The following is a 19671-nucleotide window of genomic DNA, read 5'->3' as shown; positions in this document are numbered from 1 at the left end:
AGGGGTTTTTCCCTCAAGTTTGCACTGTTGTAATGCGGAATAAACTAGATTCTGGTCAGAAAACTGATTCTTTCAAAACCACCAAACTGTTCCAGAATCCCTCTCAGGATCTGGACGGATGCATGGGTAGTTTTATCAACAATCCATCTAATCCCTTTTGGGCTTATATCGTAGCCTGGGAGTTCACCGGATCCCAGGACCGGAAGAACAGCGAGGTGTGCAGCACCAACAGAATTAAATGTAACCGTATGGGAATTTAAAAAAATGGTATTTAGTTTTTCTTCGAGCTCATCAAATATATCGCATTTTGCACGAGTTCTGGCCGCAGCGTATTGCACACCAAATTTATCTACCGACTCTTTTATGGCATGGCTAAGTGAGGGGTGACGTTCGAGGCCAAGATATGAGCATGACATGAAATCTATATACTCTTTGCCTTCACTGCAGATAATCCCCCTTCCATTTGTACGCGCTGTTATCGTTAAATCATTTATCTCCCGCTTCCATATTCTATCTTGGTGGGGCTTGCTCGAATTAATGCGATCTGATAACCAATTTCTTGAGTCCATTATATGCACCACACTCGCTTTTTTCGTTAGATGTCCGTCATGTATACTTCTCTAACTTCAAGATGCTTGTCTGTCATGGAAGTTAATTATTATAAATCAATATCATATAAAATTTTCATCATGCATCTTCAAGTTTATTTGGTATATACAGAATAAACAACAAAAATGCCACCGGTGGCGATGGCTATACCCAGTTTGGGCGTGCGATGCATGAGCTGAATATCCAGACTATCTTACCTTCCCACCATACCATCAGTGAATTACCCATTTGTTCACATGTCGTCAGTAACTTTCAGCATGGCCTCAATGCCAGTTGTAGCTGTTTTAACCAGAAGTAGTTGTGATGTGTGAGTGATAAACGAGTTGCCGTCCGGAATGAGATCCCAGCGATTTAACCAGGTACTTAACTTGTCTTTATCCACAATTATTCCTTTTATCACCTGATTATCTCAATGAACTGAGACATGATTCCTGATGATTTTAACCTATAGATTCAGGATATCTAACTTCCGCTTTTGGCCAATGCGGACATTTCAGCTTTGCCCCAGCCCGGACATCTGAACTTAGCCTTGACATAATTACCCTGTGAAACCAAGGATGTTGGTGACTATGTCAGATATCTACTCGGACTATTTTGTTTCGTCATTGATAAACTGATACTGTTTCATCTCAAAATCGATAAAAGCATCAATCATGGAACGGTAAACCTTCTGGATAATTTCCGGAGGTAAACCGTGTTCCTCCGCAAGAATACTTACTTTATCAATAACCTGCTGGACCCTGTCAGGCGCCCTCACATCTTGAGCATTTTTTTTAAATGTTGCCGCCGCTTTAACACATTCCCCACGTTGCGCAATCAACTTAACCAACTGAGAATCTAGCGCGTCTATTTGTTTTCTGACGTCCAAAATTGACAAATAACTCATGTGACAGAACTCCTAATATGAGCGAAAACAGTGATAAGTATATTTATCATACAATTATCTATTGCAGGTACAAGTGACATTTCTATTTTGGCGAACAGGATGACATTTTAAACTTGCTGAGTATAGCCATGTAACTTTGGAAAATGGATAATCGAACATCTTTTTTACTATCCGTCATTTAATGAATAAAAAGGCTAAGAATGAGAAACAATTCAATCCCCTTTACATCGGCAATATGCTGGATCTCATTTTGGTTAGGAACCGTTCTTGTCGGTGCTTCATGGCTTTATGCAAAACTGCAAGGAAAAGAATTCTTGGTTGGGTTATCAGAGGGCTTCATGAACATAACCTCACCTGATAGCACGGTGGCGATAATGCTTTCCATCGGGATCATGTTGATCGCTATTGGAATGCTGTTTGTCCCCCTATTCTACATTGCGGTCTTTGTACCGGCGTTCGTAAAAGTTCTGACGAGAAAACCAATCAGAATCTAAGGTTCACATATTCATATCATCGTGTATGTGTAAGTTCCGGGCTGACTCGTGATAATTTTGGCAGCCCGGAATTTAACATAACGATCCGTGTTATAAAAATGTAATAGAAAAGCTTCTATTTTTGGTGTGAAAAATAAAAACAATCATTCAATAAGCAATGCAAGATTTATTTACTATAAAATAGTGATTAAATATCGATCTCTAAATTTCTTTTTGGCATCTTTTAAGTTACCTAAACCCCCCCTATTCTTCATTCTATAATGGATGAAATTTTGACCTTTACAACATATTCCCTCTAATTTAAATTAAATTTTTACTACATTTGTGATAAATGTCACTGACATATATATATAATAAACTACCTTACTACCCATAATTTATATCATCAATATAATTATATTTAGTCAGTTATATATCAATTTAGATGACTTAGGTGAAATTATGTTTATTGACAAACAAAAAATAAATATGCCATTAAATAAAATGACATTGAATCATTAATAATAGGCTGTAACATATCTCGCTGTAAATGTTTGCATCATGTTGTTTTTTCTCTGTTTCATGTTCTAGTTGATGAACATTTTTAGAGGTAATAATGAATAACAAAATGAACGAAGCCATTAAATCGATATTTAATGGACTACCTGATCTTCCCCCTGAAACTTATTTTCATGAAGGTTTTTTCAGGGACCCGGCGAGAACAATCAATACGGATGATAGGTATTTCCTATCCCCTGCTGATGGGTTCGTTATCTATAGCGGAATAATAGACCCAGATGAAGCGATCACCGAAGTAAAAGGAAAAAAATATAGCATTCAGGATATCATTAGAGATAAACATTATGATAAGCGTTCTCTTGTCATTGGTATCTTTATGACATGTTATGACGTGCATATTAATAGAATTCCTTACGATGGTATCCTGAGTTACGCAGAACATGAACCTCTGGAAACCAACAATCTACCCATGATTGATGTGGAAAATAATATTTTTTATAAAGAGAACATCGAATTAATTTATGATGACTATTTATATCTGAATCAGCGAGTCGTCAATAAAGTCTACTCTCCTGGCATTAACAGAGAATACTATATGGTCCAAGTCGGTGATTATGATGTTGATACAATAACACCGTTCCATATACAACAACATACTCCGGTATATCAGGGAGATAGATTTTCAATGATTCGGTATGGTTCACAAGTCGACCTGGTCATTCCTGTCGCTGATGATGATGAATTAACTTCATTGGTCACTGAAAAGGAACATGTCACTGGTGGTATGACTAGGTTAGTTAGAATCAATGACAACTCTCTATAAATAAACAAACTAAAAATAAGGTTTTAAAATGTTAAAGAATTCTCCTAATATCATTTCTGATGTAAAAATGCCCGTGTTTTTATTAGCCCCTCCTTTTTCATTAAATACCAATGTGAGAAATAACATTTGGATGGAAGAACTGGATGAGTCCGCCATCAATGTGAACAGTAAAGTGGCATTAAGACAGTTTTATAAGTTATATAGCTTTATGTCATCACAATCATTGGTTTATTTGCTGCCATCTGATAGTCATCAGGAACTGCAAGATCAAGTCTATGTTGCTAACTTGGGAATTATTATTGGTGATGAAGATCCTACTGCAATTGTTGCTAATTTTGCATCAGAAATCAGACGATCAGAAACACCTATTGGGGTGCGTTTTTTTGAATCTTTAGGTTATAAAACTGAAGTCGCTCCTTACTACTTTGAAGGTGAAGCTGAATTAAAACATCTGCATGATAATGTATTGGTCGGTGGTTATGGCATAAGAAGTGATATCAAAACCTATGACTGGATGGAAGAAAAATTCGGTCTCAAGATTGTGAAAGTGGAAGAAAGAGATCCTTATCTTTATCATTTAGATTGCAGTATATTTCCTCTGGATAAAGAAAATACGCTCGTTTATACCGGTGGATTTAACAGCGATGAGCTAAAAGAATTGGAAAAAGTGACTAACGTCATCAGCATTAGTAAAGATATTGCATATAGCGGGATCTGTAACTCGGTCAGAGTCAATCAGCATATTCTTTGTTCATCTAATATCAATGACCTGAAAGCAGGTACGGAGGATTATATCTATGAAATGAATAAAAATCATGAACTGGAAAAAATTTGTTCTAAACTGGCATTAACACCAAAAATTTTCAATTTGTCTGAATATATGAAGAGCGGCGCCCTACTTTCCTGCATGGTTATGCATTTAAATAGGTATTCTTATAAAATACAGGTGATTTAAAAATTGTGATAAGATATTCAATAATATTGATTACATATTTCATTCAAAATTATTGAGTTAGTTGCAATATAAATAGTATCTTTTACTTCTGTATTTTATTGATATAGGATTAATATTTTCCAAGGATGGAACCTGCTGTCTTTTTATAGGATGGTAAATTTTAACATGTTGCCTATACTCGTTAAATTGATAACTTAACAGTGATCAGTATATGAAATATATTATATTCCTTTATTCTTTTATACGTAAACAGAAAGCAGCATTGGTGCTGGCTATTGTTTTTACAATAGTGGCAGCTTTAGCAGAGGTTCTGTTTCCATTTCTCGTTCAGGAATTGGTTAATACCTTGTTAAAGGATAAGTTAATTCTCTCATTTTCATTTAACCAATTAATTGTTTCTCTTATCGCAGTATCGCTATTGATTGTCATCAGCCACGCCATTATTATCTGGATGCAAACAATTAATGCATCAGAACTGAGTTATAACATGAGGAAATCGTTAGTCGATTCTTTCCTCTCTTTCCCCTATCATATAACCAGAAAATTTCATTCAGCAAATCTGGCGTTCAGAATAAAAAACGATACTTATCTTATCTCGGATAGAGTCAGGGATTTATATAGCGAATTTCTCTATGATACGCTTTCAATTATCGGTCCATTTATTGCTATGGCTCTGATTGATATTAAACTGGCTATTCTGGCATTCATGATGGTGTGTCTGACGACTTTAATCAGCAAGCCAATCACTAACCGAGTGGCTGTTTATGAAAGAATTTTGCAAATTTATAACTCACGATTAACGGGTGTTATACAAGAGTCTCTTTCTTGGATTAAATCTGTCAAGATTTTTAATTCCGAAGAGTCAGAGAAAAAGAGAATTAATGATGCTAATACTAAAGTGAAAAATGTCGAGAGGATTACAGGTCTGTTTATGTCTCTATCCATTCCTCTTGGTTTTTTTGCACAGCTAGCATCGACAATTGCCGTGCTTTGGTATGGTGGTTTGCTATTGATGGACGGAACGATTAATCCTGGTAACTTTGTTGCTGCATTTACTTATGAACAGTTAATGTCTGATTCCATTAAGAGATACAGTACTCATTTAAACAAATTTGCTTCGCTCAAATCGCTATTGGACAGAATCTCCGAATTGTTGGGAGCCTATAAGCCAACTATCGGTAAACAAAGCCAACCAGTAGGAAATTGCAGTACTGATGCTATTGATATCAATATCCAGAAATTTTCCTATAACGACAGAGATACATTGTTCAAAGACATGAATATCGCTATACAAAAAGGAGAACGAATTCTTATTGTTGGTGACAATGGTCAAGGTAAAAGTACGATATTTGATATCGTGACTGGCTTAACACCGTTAAACGAAGGCTACGTTTCAATTTTTGGCGAAGTACTGGAGAATCACGATTCTCAGCATTGGCTGCAAAAGTTTGGCGTGATGTCACAACAAACTCAGATTATAAAAGGCACGTTATACGATAATCTGCACATTGCCAATACAGAATCAACCAAAGAAGAGATGATTTCCGCGTTGATTAAAGCCGGTGGCAGCGAACTATTGGGTAAATTGAAGGATGGCCTGGATTCATACATTGATGAAAAAGGTTCTTCCTTGTCAGGCGGTGAAAGGCAAGTCATTGGCTTAGCACGTTTGTATCTTAAGACGCCAGAAATACTGCTGTTTGATGAACCGACCACTTATCTGGACAATAGTAAAATAAATAGCTTTGCTGAATCATTGAACAATATCGTTCGTGGTAAAACGGTGCTTATGATAAGCCATGATCCGCGTGTATTTAGACTGGCAGAACGAGTTATCAAAATCGACAAAGGGAAAATCGCATTTGATGGTTCTCTCCAGGAATATATGGGGCAAGCAAGCGCTAATACACAAGAGCAAACTCATTACTGATCTTTAGGCCCGCACTTGGCGGGCCATCGCGAGTATCGACTTTTCTGTCTGTTAATCAACCACCCTGTCACAAATCCTGTCAAATATAAGTTATTGTATTTAAAAACAATGCGTTAACCATAATAATAACAAATTAACCTTGACTAATGAGAAACAACTTTTTCTACTAATATAGGTATTAACCATAATAATTCGCAGATAAGAGGATAGTTATGATTGTTTTTGTGACAGGAGCAACTTCAGGTTTCGGTGAAACAATTGCAAAAAAATTTATCAAGCAGGGTTCTGTCGTCATTGGAACAGGACGCCGTAAGGATCGATTAGATAAGTTGAAAAACGAATTGGGAGAAAACTTCCACCCCATTCAACTCGATGTTAGGGATCGCACCGCAATTGAGCAAGCAGTTCAGCAATTACCAGACACCCTGCGCAATATCGACGTTCTGGTGAATAATGCAGGGCTGGCATTAGGGTTAGAACCCGCTTATCAAGCTAACCCTGATGATTGGGAAACAATGATTGATACTAATACTAAAGGATTAGTGAACATGACACGGGCTTTGTTGCCTAATATGGTACAAGCCAACCACGGACACGTCATTAATATTGGTTCCACCGCAGCGACTTGGCCTTATGCCGGGGGCAACGTATACGGTGCCACTAAAGCCTTTGTCAAACAATTCAGTTTAGGGCTGAGATCTGACTTACACGGAAAGAACATTCGAGTCACCGATATCGAACCTGGACTGGTTGGGGGAACCGAATTTTCTCAGGTTCGCTTTAAAGGTAATACAGAAAAAGTTGATAAAACTTATGAAGGCGCAGATGCGCTGACAGCAGATGATATTGCAGAAGCCGTATTTTGGGTTGCTAACCTGCCTGCTCGTGTCAATGTTAATACATTAGAGATGATGCCAGTTTGCCAGTCATACGCAGGCTTAAGCATATATAGAGGCTAATATTATGATAATGCCTTACTCCCCGCGCTGCGGGGAGTTTGATACATGACACAAGTGAAAGAGGTTCAAATATGAACATACGTTCTTTGGTTGTTAAAAGTGTTTCTGTTATTACTCTACTGTTTTCTCTCTTCTGGCAAGCCCCCGTATTTTCGACGCCTTGTACGTCAGATGGCACGTGTGTAACCATCAATGGTGGCGGAGAAAATTCCATGAACAAAGAAATGGCTCGTCAAAGCAAAGAAGAATGGGATGAGCAAAGAAGATTGCGTCAGAAAGTGGACAAACGTAGAGAGAAAGAGTTTGATAAGTATGAAATAGAAGTTGATAATCGTGAAGCCTGTTTGGAAAGTACCAACATTAACGTTTATTGGGAACCGAGTACCAAACGTTGTTTGGATATTAATACAGGCCGGCCGATTAATCCTTGAGAAATTCAATATCGACATCAAGATAAGGAGATAATGGTGAAAAAGATCCTACTGATTGGAACCTTGTTTTTCGCGCTTTCTCCCCTTGCAGTGCAAGCGTCACAAAAAATAACGTGTGAAAGCCTGAAAGAAGAAATTGCACAGAAGATCATTAAAAATGGTGTTTCGCAAAAGGATTTTAGACTTGATTTAGTCCCGAGTGATCAAATTACTAATGACAATTCCGCAACGGGAAAAGTTGTTGGTCAATGTGATCACGGTAGACAAAAAATCGTCTATGTCCGTTTTTCTCACATTAGCCCGACTTCACATGAAACGCCAAGTGATAAGAAAAGCTAAAAGTAACATTCTTCCTAAAAAGGGAGCGTATCTTGCTCCCTTTTCGTTTTCCTTTCTAATTATCAAATACTGATATTGCAGAAACATCCAGATAGCACGATAAATCACGTTCTTCTGGCCTTAAAAGATAAGGAATTTCCCCTAATTGTGGAGCCGGAATGTGACAGCGTAACCTATCCAATATCTTAGCATAGTGCGCTAACCCTGGATTGATGCGATTGGCGATCCAGCCAATTAAAGGTACACCATCATTAATGATAGATTGTGCAGTCAGAATGGCATGATTAACACAACCCGCCTGAATACCAACGACTAAAATGACAGCAAGTTTTTCTTGTACAACCCAATCAGAGTAAAACGTTTTATCTTTTAGTAACATACGCCAACCACCATTACCTTCAATGATGACGCGATCTGCTTTATGTCCTAAATTTCTTAGACCTTTTGTCATTTGAGTGAAATCAACACGATTTTCTTCTTCGTAATTGTTTTCCCAAATAACAGGATTGATTTCTTCATAATCCACTTGCACCGGTGAAGATTTATGTATGACTAAAGCATCACGATTACGTATTCCCTCCGGAGTTTCTTGTTTTTCTGTTGCAATAGGTTTATACCCCACTGCGGTTGCTCCTTCACGATTAAAGGCTTGCAATAATGCGCGGGTAACAACTGTTTTACCGATGTTGGTATCCGTGCCTGTAACAAATAAGCGCGTTAACATAAATTCATTTCCGTTTTCCATAATACAGAACAGATAAACCGGTTACTTTCTTTAGTTACTCTCTGTAACGAGCAGGGTTAGAGTGTAGGAGATGTGTTTGAGATAGGGATTGCGTTAGCTCAATGTTTTGCTTGATCAGCCTCTTCCACAATATTTGAGATCAACAGATGAGTTAACCGATCTGCCGCAGCGCTACTATTGCTATTTTTATGTTTAACCAGCCACACCTCAGAATAAGCGGAATTGTTTGCTAAAGGCAGATATTGGACACCATCTAATTTCATGCGGGTAAATGATTCAGTAATAATGCTTACCCCTAAACCCGCAGCCACCAAACCGAGTATTGTCATGGCTTCCCCTGCTTCTTGAGAAATCGTCGGAACCACACCTACATTCGCCAATAAAGAAATAATTTCATCATACAGTGCTGTTCCTACATCACGCTCAAAGAACACTAATGGATAATCCGAGAGCATTGCCAAATCAACACCTCCATTCACATATTTCAGCAGAGGATGATCATCGTATACGGCCAACATAAAACGCTCCCGAAAGAGTAATTGATGTTCCAGATTATCGGGCAATGATGTATTACGCATGATCCCTATATCAATTCTCCCCGTCTGCAAAGGCGCTATTTGCTGTTTGGTATTCATTTGATGCATATGAATGGCGACGTCAGGATAACGTTCTCGAAATTGACGTAAGCTCATGGTCACTTTCTGCATAAAAGGTGTAGTGGAGGTAAAGCCAATGGAAATCTCACCTAACTCCCCTTGCTGCATTCTGGCTGCTTTAGTCGCAGCGGCATCGACTTGAGCAATGATTTGATAGGCTTCCTGAAGAAACATGCGTCCGGCGGGGGTTAAATTGACATTTCTGTTGTTACGTACCAGTAACTTAGCATTAATATTTGCTTCCAGCGCCTGAATCTGTTGGCTTAATGGTGGCTGTGAAATATTCAACCGTTCTGCTGCACGCCCAAAATGCAGCTCTTCTGCAACAGCAATAAAATAACGCAAGTGTCTAAGCTCAATATTAGTTGTCATTATCTATCACCTAATTGATACTTTAAAAGTATTATTTCTTATCATTAATATATTAGACAAAATATTCATGAATTCCTATCCTTGATCTACATCAAGTAGTTAACGTTTGTTTTACCTGGATAAGGAAGTAGCGTGAATACAATCCAAAGCGCCGGTGGAAAATCAGCAACTGTCGACCTGCGTGTTACTCTCTCATTTTTTGCCGTTGGGCTGGCAACTTTCGCCTTACTCTATTTCGTCCAACCCATTTTGCCGCTTTTATCAGAGGAATTTAACATCTCGCCGGCTAACAGTAGCTTAGCTCTATCACTGTCTACTGGAATGTTATCCCTCGGCTTGTTAATCACAGGTCCTCTATCTGATGCACTTGGCCGCAAAAATGTCATGGTCGTATCACTAATTGCTGCCGCCATTTTTACTCTCTTAAGTTCTGTCGTAACAAGCTGGCATGGAATTTTATTTATCCGGGCGCTCGTGGGTTTGTCAGTCAGTGGTGTTGCTGCGGTTGCCATGACTTATTTAAGTGAAGAAGTGCATCCCAGTTATGTCGCCTTATCTATCGGTCTTTATATAAGTGGTAACTCAATAGGAGGAATGAGCGGACGCTTGATTACTGGTGTCATTGCAGATCACTATTCGTGGAGGATCGCCGTTATCTTATTAGGCGCTTTTGCCTTAATCTCTGCCATTGCATTTTGGAAGATGTTACCGGAATCCAAACACTTTAAACCCAGTTCGTTAAAACCGAAGTCACTGCTCATCAATTTGAAATTACACTTCCGTGACCAAGGTCTTCCCCTGCTATTTGCAGAAGCCTTTTTGCTTATGGGAGGCTTTGTCACCATGTTTAATTACATTGGTTATCGATTATTAGCAGCACCTTATCATTTAAACCAAACTGTTGTTGGATTGCTGTCTGTTGTTTACTTAACAGGAACTTACAGCGCAACTAAAGCGGGTACGCTGACAAGCAAGCATGGGAAAGGAAAAGTATTATTAGCGGCCATTGGTATGATGTTAATTGGCTGTATAGTCACCCTATTTTCCCCTATTTGGGCGGTGATACTGGGCGTGATGATGCTGACAACCGGCTTCTTTGCCGCCCATGCAGTTGCCAGTGGTTGGGTAGGACAAAGAGCCAAACGGGCAAAAGCGCAAGCCTCATCACTCTATTTATTCTGCTATTACTCTGGTTCCAGTATTGCAGGGACATTAGGTGGCGTATTTTGGTCTTATTTTGCCTGGAATGGTGTTGCCGTATTTATTGCATTGCTGATAATTATTGCTCTTTATTTAGGCTGCAAACTCAATAAATTAGCGAAATAATTTAAATACAATTGCCGACATAGACACAATTATTTAATAAATGTCGGCAATGTTTAAGCAAAATTTTCAAAAAATTAGAACTATTCACTATTTACCTAATCTTTCAACATGTTGTATTAATAATAGGATTCAATCGGCAATGTCAGAATTTTAGTTAGATACCCATCAATAATTTCAATACACCCTTCCTTTCTTAGAGAAAGTAATACTCGTTGTATACCACTGCGCGAAAGTGTGCATCTTTGTTCTATGTATTTAATTGCCGTAATATTTTCCCTGAATTCTTTTGGCAAGGTCATCAGGCGAGATAACAAACTGCATACCACATCCCTATTACTATGACGAAAAAGACTAACATCTCTGGCGTATAAGAAGGATATTTTATAGGAAATGATCCTCATCCACTCTCTATAGAGGTCATGTTTCTTTATGGCATTCAATGCACTAACGCGCGGAATTTGAAAGATCTTACAATTTTCCCCTAGCTCAATGGAATAATAGGTTTCTCCTCCAGAATAGAAAGATAACCCAATGACATGAGGTGAAAAAAATGTCGCAATGATTAAATCGTCATTTATTCTACGGATATTGACATATCCTTGATCTAATAAAAAAAACTTAGCAAACTCACTTTCTATATTAATTAATTTCCCTTGTGTTGATAAACCGGTTGTGATTAATTCGGCGTACGGCAATAATGTCTCTATCACCTTTTTAAAGGAATTCACTGGCTTAACTAATCTTTTCATGTTTAACAACCTTAGTATATTAATAGAGAGTAAAAGATCAGTCTGAAACATCTCTTATGTTTAATTGAGTTAATTAAAATTAGAACGTCAACCCTTAATCAATGAGTGATTATTTTTTATCATACCGTTAAATTGCTCCGCAATAGTTGTTTTCTATTTTTGTTTGTTATTAGGCTTTTTGAGGATTGTTGTGGTGTTTTTTGTGATTTGGGTTTATAGTGAAAACAGTATGTTGTAACTAATTCAAGTTATGTACACTCAATAATGACTGAGAAAATCATGAATAAGTATCTTTCCATAGAATCACTGACAACTTGCTTTAAAAAACAAGAAGAAAAACTATCTGGATTGATTGAGTTGTTGATGGATTATCAACTTATTGATGCACGGGTATTTGAATTACCTAAAATCAAAAAAGGTGAAGAACATGAACAAGTAACCGAAATTATGGTCAACCCGCTATCAGGAAATGAAGCACTCAATGCAGGCTTACGCTTCTATCAAAAGCTATTCATACACCACAATAACCCTAATATCAGCAGCAAAGCGGCAAGCCGGCTTCCTGGCGCCTTATGCTTTGCGGTCAACCACCAGCAACATAAAGAGGCGATAGAAATAATTAAGGAAGTAAACCAATTAAAAATAGAGCTGGAGAATATCGTTACCAAAAAATCTGGTGTCAGTAAAGAGCAACGATTTGAATTTGTTCATGAACATTTACGAGGCCTTATTACCCTGAATGCCTACCGGACTATCACTCCCCTATTGAACCCTGACTCCATTAATTTCGGTTGGGCCAATAAGAACATCATTAATAAAGTCACCAAACAACAGATTCTGGAAAGGCTGGAGAAAAGCTGTAACGCAGGAAGGGCGGTTCCTCCCTACTCCAGTGATCAATGGGCAGCATTAGTCGCATTAGAGATAACTGATATAAAAAAGTTATCCGATGATGTAGTATTGAAAATCAAACGCCCCGTCAAAGTACAACCGATTACCCGTGTATGGTACTCAGAAATACAAAAACAAGTTCAATATGCCTGCCCGCTGCCTGTGATTGCTTTCTACACAGAAGACCGTGAAACCAAACCCAAAATCGGTACCTTGTCCAACTACAATGTCAACGCAATTAAACACAAGCATAAGCCCAAAGCGAAGCCACTTGAGTTGGTCATTCCCCGTCTGCATCTCTACAAAGAAATTTAAGATATAAAAAAACCGGAGTAACTGTTCTCCGGTTTTTACATTTTTGCTTATAACAAGCAAATTACTTCATGCTGCCAACCATATCTTCTGGACGAACCCACGCATCAAATTCAGCTTCAGTTAAGTAGCCTAACTGAAGTGCTGACTGTTTCAGCGTCAGCCCCTCTTTATGCGCTTTTTTAGCAATTTCAGCAGCCTTATCGTAGCCAATATGGGTATTTAATGCCGTTACCAGCATTAGTGATTCGTTCAGCAGTTGAGTGATGCGATCACGATTAGGTTCAATACCAATCGCACAATGCTCATTGAAACTGCGCATACCATCCGCCAGCAAACGAACGGATTGCAGGAAGTTATGAATAACCATTGGACGGAATACGTTTAATTCAAAGTTACCGGATGAACCACCAATATTGATCGCCACATCGTTACCCATCACCTGAGCACATAACATGGTCATCGCTTCACATTGAGTTGGGTTTACTTTACCCGGCATAATCGAGCTGCCTGGTTCATTTTCAGGAATGGAGATTTCACCAATACCGCAACGAGGACCAGACGCCAGCCAACGAACATCGTTAGCAATCTTCATCAATGATGAAGCCAAGCCTTTCAATGCACCGTGTGAGTGAACCAACGCATCACAGGTTGCCAGAGATTCAAATTTATTTGGTGAAGTGACAAAAGGATGGCCGGATAATTCAGCAATTTTCTGCGCAACACGGACAGCATATTCAGGGTGCGTATTCAGGCCAGTACCGACAGCGGTTCCCCCCAGCGCCAGTTCACACACATGAGGAATGCTGTCTTCAATGTGTTTCAGGTTATGCGTCAACATAGCAGCCCAACCGGAAACTTCCTGACCTAAGGTCAACGGCGTTGCATCTTGCAAATGAGTACGGCCAATTTTTACGATGTCTTTAAATGCGTCCGCTTTATCGGCCAACGTTTTCTGTAGCACTTTTAACTCTGGTAACAGATGGTCACGTAATGCGGTAACTGCCGCAACATGCATAGCCGTTGGGAAAACGTCGTTAGAGCTTTGGCTCTTGTTAACATCATCGTTAGGATGAATCAGACGTTCGTTGCCCCTTTTGCCGCCCAGGATCTCACTACCACGGTTCGCCAACACTTCATTCATGTTCATGTTGCTTTGAGTTCCCGAACCGGTCTGCCAGATAGCAAGAGGGAATTCTGTTGGGTGTTTGTCTTCCAACACCTCTTTCGCCGCAGCAATAATTGCTGCACCGCGTTCTTTAGGCAGAAGGCCCAGATCCATATTGACACTGGCCGCGGCTTGTTTAGTCAATGCAAGGGCATGAATCAATGCAACAGGCATTTTTTCCTGAGAAATGCGGAAATGCTCCAGTGAGCGCTGAGTTTGCGCCCCCCATAATTGGTCAGCAGGTACTTCGATAGGTCCCATTGAGTCTTTTTCAATGCGAGTGGCTGCCATTACTATCTCCTTAGCACACAGAATAATTGAATACGCCGGAATAAACTTTGCAGATAAAATTAGTCGGCATCTGTTTATAATGCCATAAATTTATTATCGATAATGCGACCTAATCGTGTTTATTGTATTGTTGTCATATAAATAAGTGACTTTTTATTATAGGAAATTCTGCCATGCTGAAAATGACCAACAACATCCAACATTATGACTGGGGAAGTAAAACCGCCCTGACGGATATTTATGGTATCGAGAATCCTGACAATCAGCCAATGGCAGAACTGTGGATGGGGGCACATCCGAAATGCAGTTCACTGGTCACCGATCCTCAAACAGGCGAAACGACGGCCTTAAATACGTTGATCGACCAAGAGCCAGAAAAATACCTTGGCAAAAAAGTCGCCCAACAATTCCAGCGTTTGCCTTTCTTGTTTAAAGTTTTGTGTGCCGCGCAACCCCTGTCTATTCAAGTGCATCCCGATAAGACATCGGCTGAACTGGGCTTTGCCAAAGAAAATGTTCAAGGGGTACCGTTAGATTCAGCCCAACGTAACTATAAAGACGATAACCATAAGCCTGAATTGGTCTATGCACTAACGCCCTTCAAGGCCATGAATGCTTTTAGACCTTTATCTGAAATCGCGCAATTATTGGATTATGTTTCTGCCGCGCATCCCGATATTCAAACATTCCTCCAGCATCCGACTGAACAAAATTTGTCGTTTCTCTTTTCACAGTTATTGAATATGCAAGGCGAACAGAAACATCGGGCGATTGCGGTTTTAAAGTCAGCATTAAACAGTCATCAGGGCGAGCCTTGGGATACCATCAAAAAAATGACCTCATTCTATCCCGATGACAATGGACTGTTTACACCGCTCCTGCTCAATGTGGTTGAACTCGAACCCGGCCAAGCGATGTTTTTATATGCCCGCACGCCCCATGCTTACCTTGATGGCGTTGCTCTGGAAGTCATGGCCAATTCTGACAATGTGTTGCGTGCGGGTCTTACCAGTAAGCATATTGATATCCCTGAATTAATGGCTAATCTGGATTTTATGCCAAAAGCTGCCGATACTTTGCTAACTGTGCCAAAACAGGAAAAAGATGGGCTGAATTACCCTGTTCCTGTCAATGATTTTAGTTTTTCTGTTTATGCTGTTTCAGAACAACCCATTTCATTGGAGAATGATTCAGCATCAGTTCTGTTTTGTGTTGAAGGGCAAGCCGTTATCCGCACGGATAAGCAGCAATTGAGATTACGCTCAGGTGAATCAATCTTCTTATCTGCTATAGAAAAAGCCGTAAATGTTTATGGTAACGGGAAAATAGCCAAGGTATCTAATTAATTTAAATTCATAGAGTTATAATTATATCCATTGGTTGTTAATCGCATTTTTAGTGAATTTTGACATAAATACAAAACGCATAACACGCGTTAAAAGGATGGAATTTCCACATGAAAAAATCGTTAGTTGCAGTAAGCGTTATTGTTGCTCTGGGTGCGGTATGGACAGGGGCATCATGGTATACCGGTAAGGCAATTGAAAGTCGTCTGGATGGTTTTATGAAAAAGGCCAACACCGAACTGGCAAAATCATTTCCTGAAAGTGGCATAGAATGGCAGGCAAAAGATTTTAAACGCGGTGTTTTCAGCTCCGATGTCCGTTTCATCCTGACCATCAAAAATGGGGTAAAACGTGCCGACATCTCGCCTAATGAAGAAATCATTTTCAAATCAACGATTGATCATGGGCCATTCCCTATTGCCAACCTGAAGACATTTAACCTGATCCCAAAAATGGCTGCTATCCATTCAGAACTTGAACAAAATGATGCCCTGAAAGCGCTGTTTGACTTCACCAATGGAAAATCACTGTTTAGCTTAGATGCCAAAGTCGGTTATAGCGGCGCGATCGCTGGCAACATTGACTTGATTCCCATCAATCATACAGAAACCAAAAAAAATGGTGAGCAGCGTGTTCTGTCATTCTCAGGTGCCAAAATCAGTGCCGAGACGGATCGTGATTTAAGCGCATTTTCATTCGCAGTCAAAAGTGACGAACTGTCTTTCAGTGATCCGACCAAACAAGAGACAATCTCCCTTAAGGATATTGATTTCAAAGCGGATAATAAAAAAGGCAAATTCGATATCTATATCGGGGATCAAAGCTACAAAGTTGGCGAATTCAGTATGAATGGTATTCCCAATGAACCCAATATCTCCCTTAAAGGCATAAAAGTGACCTCCAATTTAGGCGAGGATAAAGATAATCTGCATATCAAAATCGCTTATGGCGTTAATGGTGTAAAAATCAAGGATATCGAGTTTGGTTCCGGCCAGTTAGCCTTGAACATGGAGAAATTAGATGGTCAATCTGTACGTAAATTTACTCAAGCCTATAATGATGCAACAGAAGCAGCCTTGACGACAGAGGAAGCGTCCTACGCTATCCTCAATAACGTACACCTCCTCCTGAATAAAAACCCACAATTCAGCGTTTCTCCTTTTAGCTGGAAAAACAGCAAAGGTAAAAGTTCAGTCGATTTCAATCTTTCCTTACAAAATATTCCGGAAGATAAGGGGTCGTTGAACCTGATGAAACCGGAAGAGATGGTTCGTACTCTGGTTCAAAAGTTATCTTTGAACGTTAACATCTCTAAGGACATGCTGATAGAATCTATCGTACAGTCAGAAATGCTGGACGGTAAGGACAAAGATGCCGCAGAAGCCAAGGCAAAATTACAGGTGCAAATGGTGGCTCAAGAAGGGGTTAAACACAAAATCCTGACGGATAAAAACGGTATCATTGGCCTTGATTTCCATTACGCCGATGACAAAGTTAAATTAAATGACAAAGAATCCAGCTTACACCAATTCCTGCTTGATAATGGCCTTGCCGGAACCTATGATGTTCAAGATGGTGAACAAAATCAGCATGATGATGAGTCTGATGCTGAACTCCCTGCCGTTAAAAGTGAAGTTAAATAAGTGCATCGTTAATCACTAAGATTAAGTCGATAATTAAATCGACAGTGCTTTCGCTTTCTTGCCAGTCAACAAGTTGACTGGCTTTTTTGTATATATAAAATTTGATAAGAAGGATAAGAAAATGATTGACATACAGCTTCCACTGACCGATCTACACCGTCACCTTGATGGTAATATCCGTCCCGAAACTATTTTGGATCTTGCCCGTCAACATAATATCCCACTCCCAGCTTATGAACTGGAAGCATTACGTCCCCATGTCCAAATCATTGAAAATGAACCTAACCTCGTCAGCTTCCTGCAAAAATTAGACTGGGGAGTGACGGTACTTGCCGATTTAGAGGCTTGCCGCAGAGTTGCCATTGAAAACGTTGAAGATGCGGTCAATGCAGGTCTTGATTACGCTGAACTGCGTTTCTCTCCTTACTACATGGCGATGAAACACCAGCTCCCCATTGAAGGTGTCGTAGAAGCCATCATCGATGGTATTCATTCAGCAAGCCAGCAACATGATATTCAGATCTGTTTGATTGGTATCCTGAGCCGGACATTTGGTGAAAAAGCCTGTAGCCAAGAACTCGCCGGACTGTTGGCGCACAAGCAACACATTACCGCATTAGATCTGGCGGGTGATGAGTTAGGGTTCCCAGGTCACCTCTTTGAACAACATTTTAACCAAGCGCGTGATGCAGGCTGGAATATTAGCGTACACGCCGGTGAAGCCGCGGGAGCAGAAAGCATTTGGCATGCGATTCGTGAATTGGGTGCCACCCGCATTGGGCACGGCGTGAAAGCCATCACCGACCCCGCCCTAATGGATTATTTAGCTGAACACGGTATCGGTATTGAATCCTGCCTGACATCAAACCTGCAAACCAGTACAGTCAGTACCTTGCAAGCCCACCCGCTGAAACAATTCCTTGAGCACGGTATTTTGGCATCGATCAATACGGATGACCCCGCAGTAGAAGGCATTGAAATTCGTCATGAGTATCAGGTTGCTGCACCGGCTGCGGGGCTGTCGCCGGCACTGATCCGGCAGGCGCAGATTAACGGGTTGGCAACGGCTTTCCTTAGCGAAGCGGAAAAACAGGCACTCAAAGATAAAGTTGCCAATCGTTAAGAAACGCGCTTTATTTCAAGGATAATTGCAAGAATAGTGACTCCAAGGACGATATTTTAAAGATGGGATTTCAGAAACCGTATTCCAAAGGCAGAAAACCACTCTGCCTTTTTTGTTCTTATTTGGTTTTTAAGCGTTGTGCATAACGTTGGGCAAGGACAGCACAAACCATCAATTGGATCTGGTGGAAAATCATCAACGGTAGCAACATCACACCGACCATTGACGCGGGAAATAACACATCAGCCATCGGCACACCATTCGCCAGGCTCTTCTTCGAACCACAAAACACAATGGTGATTTCATCATCTTTGCTAAACCCCAGCAAACGCGAGCTATAAATATTAATGATTAATACCACTGCCAATAAAACGCAGCAGACGATCCCAATCATAAGTAATGAATAGGCATCGATTTTATGCCAGATGCCTTCCACCACCGCTTCACTAAATGCAACATAAACCACCAGCAAGATAGAAGAACGATCCGTCATGTTGACCCATTTCTTATGTTTTTCCACCCAATCCGCAATCAGGGGACGTGATAAATGGCCGACAATAAAAGGCACCATCAACTGTAAGATAATATCTTTTATCGCTTTCCACGTATCGGTGTGAGCACCTCCTTCATGGGTTTGGATCAAGAAACCCACTAATAACGGAGACAGGAATACCCCTAATAAACTTGAAGCTGAAGCACTGCATATCGCCGCAGCAACATTTCCCCCGGCAACAGAAGTAAAAGCGATAGATGATTGCACTGTGGCAGGTAAAGCACAAAGATACAAAAAACCCATATAAATCGTTGGTGACATCCATTCCGGCACAATGAAACTCAATCCCATTCCCAATATAGGGAACAAAATAAAAGTGCTGGTGAAAATCACCAAATGCAGCCGCCAATGCCCTATTCCCGCCAAAATGGCATCACGGGATAACTTTGCACCATGCATAAAAAATAGCAGCGCAATCGCCGCGGTAGTTAAGTACTGAAACCACTTTTTAGCTTCACCTTCACAAGGAAAGAACGATGCAATGATAACGACCGTAATCAGTATCACTAAAAAAGGATCAATTCTTAATTTTTGCAACACGTTCATCAATATAGCTCCCCTTGCCTTACCTG

The 19671-nt window shown here is 40.0% G+C and carries 20 protein-coding genes; 12 read left to right on the top strand and 8 right to left on the bottom strand.

Annotated elements, in window-relative coordinates:
* Positions 1-44 precede the first annotated feature (44 nt).
* The 3 genes from PSI15_RS02865 to PSI15_RS02855 form a co-directional block, all read right to left on the bottom strand.
* Positions 45-569 carry a hypothetical protein gene (locus PSI15_RS02865; RefSeq protein ID WP_273582211.1) on the bottom strand — a complete coding sequence of 175 codons (525 nt, stop codon included), beginning with the start codon at positions 567-569 and terminating at the stop codon, positions 45-47.
* Positions 570-841: 272 nt separating this feature from the next.
* Positions 842-991 (bottom strand): hypothetical protein, encoded by a 150-nt coding sequence (locus PSI15_RS02860; protein WP_337928437.1) that lies wholly within the window; start codon positions 989-991, stop codon positions 842-844.
* Positions 992-1198: 207 nt separating this feature from the next.
* Entirely contained in the window at positions 1199-1495 is a 297-nt protein-coding gene (locus tag PSI15_RS02855; protein WP_273582210.1) for a chorismate mutase, read from the bottom strand.
* Positions 1496-1695: 200 nt separating this feature from the next.
* On the opposite strand from PSI15_RS02855, the gene PSI15_RS02850 reads away from it, so the two are divergent.
* The 7 genes from PSI15_RS02850 to PSI15_RS02820 all read left to right on the top strand — a co-directional run bounded on the left by PSI15_RS02850 (position 1696) and on the right by PSI15_RS02820 (position 7924).
* Positions 1696-1989, top strand: coding sequence for a hypothetical protein (locus tag PSI15_RS02850; protein WP_273582209.1), 294 nt, complete (start codon positions 1696-1698; stop codon positions 1987-1989).
* Positions 1990-2584: 595 nt separating this feature from the next.
* Positions 2585-3310 carry a phosphatidylserine decarboxylase gene (locus tag PSI15_RS02845; RefSeq protein ID WP_273582208.1) on the top strand — a complete coding sequence of 242 codons (726 nt, stop codon included), beginning with the start codon at positions 2585-2587 and terminating at the stop codon, positions 3308-3310.
* Between the two features lie 28 nt (positions 3311-3338).
* Positions 3339-4265 carry a dimethylarginine dimethylaminohydrolase family protein gene (locus PSI15_RS02840; RefSeq protein WP_273582207.1) on the top strand — a complete coding sequence of 309 codons (927 nt, stop codon included), beginning with the start codon at positions 3339-3341 and terminating at the stop codon, positions 4263-4265.
* A 211-nt stretch (positions 4266-4476) separates the two neighbouring features.
* The gene (locus PSI15_RS02835) at positions 4477-6195 is read left to right on the top strand and encodes an ABC transporter ATP-binding protein (RefSeq protein WP_273582206.1); all 1719 of its coding nucleotides are present in this window, start codon (positions 4477-4479) and stop codon (positions 6193-6195) included.
* Positions 6196-6407: 212 nt separating this feature from the next.
* Positions 6408-7154, top strand: a complete 747-nt coding sequence (gene ydfG, locus PSI15_RS02830) for a bifunctional NADP-dependent 3-hydroxy acid dehydrogenase/3-hydroxypropionate dehydrogenase YdfG (RefSeq protein WP_273582205.1) — start codon at positions 6408-6410, stop codon at positions 7152-7154.
* 71 nt (positions 7155-7225) lie between these two features.
* The gene (locus PSI15_RS02825; protein WP_273582204.1) at positions 7226-7585 is read left to right on the top strand and encodes a DUF1283 family protein; all 360 of its coding nucleotides are present in this window, start codon (positions 7226-7228) and stop codon (positions 7583-7585) included.
* A 33-nt stretch (positions 7586-7618) separates the two neighbouring features.
* The gene (locus PSI15_RS02820) at positions 7619-7924 is read left to right on the top strand and encodes a DUF1161 domain-containing protein (protein ID WP_408673178.1); all 306 of its coding nucleotides are present in this window, start codon (positions 7619-7621) and stop codon (positions 7922-7924) included.
* Positions 7925-7979: 55 nt separating this feature from the next.
* On the opposite strand, the gene bioD is transcribed toward PSI15_RS02820, so the two are convergent.
* The gene (gene bioD / locus PSI15_RS02815; RefSeq protein ID WP_273582203.1) at positions 7980-8648 is read right to left on the bottom strand and encodes a dethiobiotin synthase; all 669 of its coding nucleotides are present in this window, start codon (positions 8646-8648) and stop codon (positions 7980-7982) included.
* 119 nt (positions 8649-8767) lie between these two features.
* Positions 8768-9697 (bottom strand): LysR family transcriptional regulator, encoded by a 930-nt coding sequence (locus tag PSI15_RS02810; protein WP_273582202.1) that lies wholly within the window; start codon positions 9695-9697, stop codon positions 8768-8770.
* Between the two features lie 132 nt (positions 9698-9829).
* On the opposite strand from PSI15_RS02810, the gene PSI15_RS02805 reads away from it, so the two are divergent.
* Positions 9830-11023, top strand: coding sequence for an MFS transporter (locus PSI15_RS02805; RefSeq protein WP_273582201.1), 1194 nt, complete (start codon positions 9830-9832; stop codon positions 11021-11023).
* A 116-nt stretch (positions 11024-11139) separates the two neighbouring features.
* Here PSI15_RS02805 and PSI15_RS02800 read toward each other — a convergent pair whose 3' ends face one another.
* On the bottom strand, positions 11140-11772 hold the full coding sequence (locus tag PSI15_RS02800; protein WP_045970833.1) for a helix-turn-helix domain-containing protein: 633 nt from the start codon (positions 11770-11772) through the stop codon (positions 11140-11142).
* A gap of 279 nt (positions 11773-12051) precedes the next feature.
* Here PSI15_RS02800 and tus point away from each other — a divergent pair, with 279 nt between their 5' ends.
* Positions 12052-12978, top strand: coding sequence for a DNA replication terminus site-binding protein (gene tus / locus PSI15_RS02795; RefSeq protein ID WP_273582200.1), 927 nt, complete (start codon positions 12052-12054; stop codon positions 12976-12978).
* A gap of 61 nt (positions 12979-13039) precedes the next feature.
* On the opposite strand, the gene fumC is transcribed toward tus, so the two are convergent.
* A complete protein-coding gene (gene fumC / locus PSI15_RS02790) occupies positions 13040-14434 on the bottom strand; it encodes a class II fumarate hydratase (protein ID WP_273582199.1) in 1395 nt (464 codons plus the stop codon).
* 173 nt (positions 14435-14607) lie between these two features.
* On the opposite strand from fumC, the gene manA reads away from it, so the two are divergent.
* The 3 genes from manA (at position 14608) to add (ending at position 18546) form a co-directional block, all read left to right on the top strand.
* Positions 14608-15780 (top strand): mannose-6-phosphate isomerase, encoded by a 1173-nt coding sequence (gene manA, locus PSI15_RS02785; protein ID WP_273582198.1) that lies wholly within the window; start codon positions 14608-14610, stop codon positions 15778-15780.
* A gap of 110 nt (positions 15781-15890) precedes the next feature.
* A complete protein-coding gene (locus tag PSI15_RS02780) occupies positions 15891-17423 on the top strand; it encodes a YdgA family protein (protein ID WP_273582197.1) in 1533 nt (510 codons plus the stop codon).
* A gap of 121 nt (positions 17424-17544) precedes the next feature.
* Positions 17545-18546 carry an adenosine deaminase gene (gene add, locus PSI15_RS02775; protein ID WP_273582196.1) on the top strand — a complete coding sequence of 334 codons (1002 nt, stop codon included), beginning with the start codon at positions 17545-17547 and terminating at the stop codon, positions 18544-18546.
* Between the two features lie 118 nt (positions 18547-18664).
* Here add and PSI15_RS02770 read toward each other — a convergent pair whose 3' ends face one another.
* Positions 18665-19645 (bottom strand): bile acid:sodium symporter family protein, encoded by a 981-nt coding sequence (locus PSI15_RS02770; protein WP_273582195.1) that lies wholly within the window; start codon positions 19643-19645, stop codon positions 18665-18667.
* Positions 19646-19671 lie beyond the last annotated feature (26 nt).

Source organism: Xenorhabdus sp. PR6a (assembly GCF_028599065.1).
Classification (GTDB): domain Bacteria; phylum Pseudomonadota; class Gammaproteobacteria; order Enterobacterales; family Enterobacteriaceae; genus Xenorhabdus; species Xenorhabdus doucetiae.
This window is presented reverse-complemented; position numbering and strand designations above follow the sequence as displayed.

Coding starts and splice junctions, on each gene's coding strand:
- PSI15_RS02865 (WP_273582211.1), bottom strand. CDS start 569: ATGGACTCAAGAAATTGGTTATCAGATCGCATTAATTCGAGCAAGCCC.
- PSI15_RS02825 (WP_273582204.1), top strand. CDS start 7,226: ATGAACATACGTTCTTTGGTTGTTAAAAGTGTTTCTGTTATTACTCTA.
- PSI15_RS02820 (WP_408673178.1), top strand. CDS start 7,619: ATGGTGAAAAAGATCCTACTGATTGGAACCTTGTTTTTCGCGCTTTCT.
- PSI15_RS02800 (WP_045970833.1), bottom strand. CDS start 11,772: ATGAAAAGATTAGTTAAGCCAGTGAATTCCTTTAAAAAGGTGATAGAG.
- PSI15_RS02810 (WP_273582202.1), bottom strand. CDS start 9,697: ATGACAACTAATATTGAGCTTAGACACTTGCGTTATTTTATTGCTGTT.
- fumC (WP_273582199.1), bottom strand. CDS start 14,434: ATGGCAGCCACTCGCATTGAAAAAGACTCAATGGGACCTATCGAAGTA.
- manA (WP_273582198.1), top strand. CDS start 14,608: ATGCTGAAAATGACCAACAACATCCAACATTATGACTGGGGAAGTAAA.
- add (WP_273582196.1), top strand. CDS start 17,545: ATGATTGACATACAGCTTCCACTGACCGATCTACACCGTCACCTTGAT.
- PSI15_RS02845 (WP_273582208.1), top strand. CDS start 2,585: ATGAATAACAAAATGAACGAAGCCATTAAATCGATATTTAATGGACTA.
- PSI15_RS02835 (WP_273582206.1), top strand. CDS start 4,477: ATGAAATATATTATATTCCTTTATTCTTTTATACGTAAACAGAAAGCA.
- PSI15_RS02850 (WP_273582209.1), top strand. CDS start 1,696: ATGAGAAACAATTCAATCCCCTTTACATCGGCAATATGCTGGATCTCA.
- PSI15_RS02855 (WP_273582210.1), bottom strand. CDS start 1,495: ATGAGTTATTTGTCAATTTTGGACGTCAGAAAACAAATAGACGCGCTA.
- PSI15_RS02770 (WP_273582195.1), bottom strand. CDS start 19,645: ATGAACGTGTTGCAAAAATTAAGAATTGATCCTTTTTTAGTGATACTG.
- tus (WP_273582200.1), top strand. CDS start 12,052: ATGAATAAGTATCTTTCCATAGAATCACTGACAACTTGCTTTAAAAAA.
- bioD (WP_273582203.1), bottom strand. CDS start 8,648: ATGTTAACGCGCTTATTTGTTACAGGCACGGATACCAACATCGGTAAA.
- PSI15_RS02780 (WP_273582197.1), top strand. CDS start 15,891: ATGAAAAAATCGTTAGTTGCAGTAAGCGTTATTGTTGCTCTGGGTGCG.
- ydfG (WP_273582205.1), top strand. CDS start 6,408: ATGATTGTTTTTGTGACAGGAGCAACTTCAGGTTTCGGTGAAACAATT.
- PSI15_RS02840 (WP_273582207.1), top strand. CDS start 3,339: ATGTTAAAGAATTCTCCTAATATCATTTCTGATGTAAAAATGCCCGTG.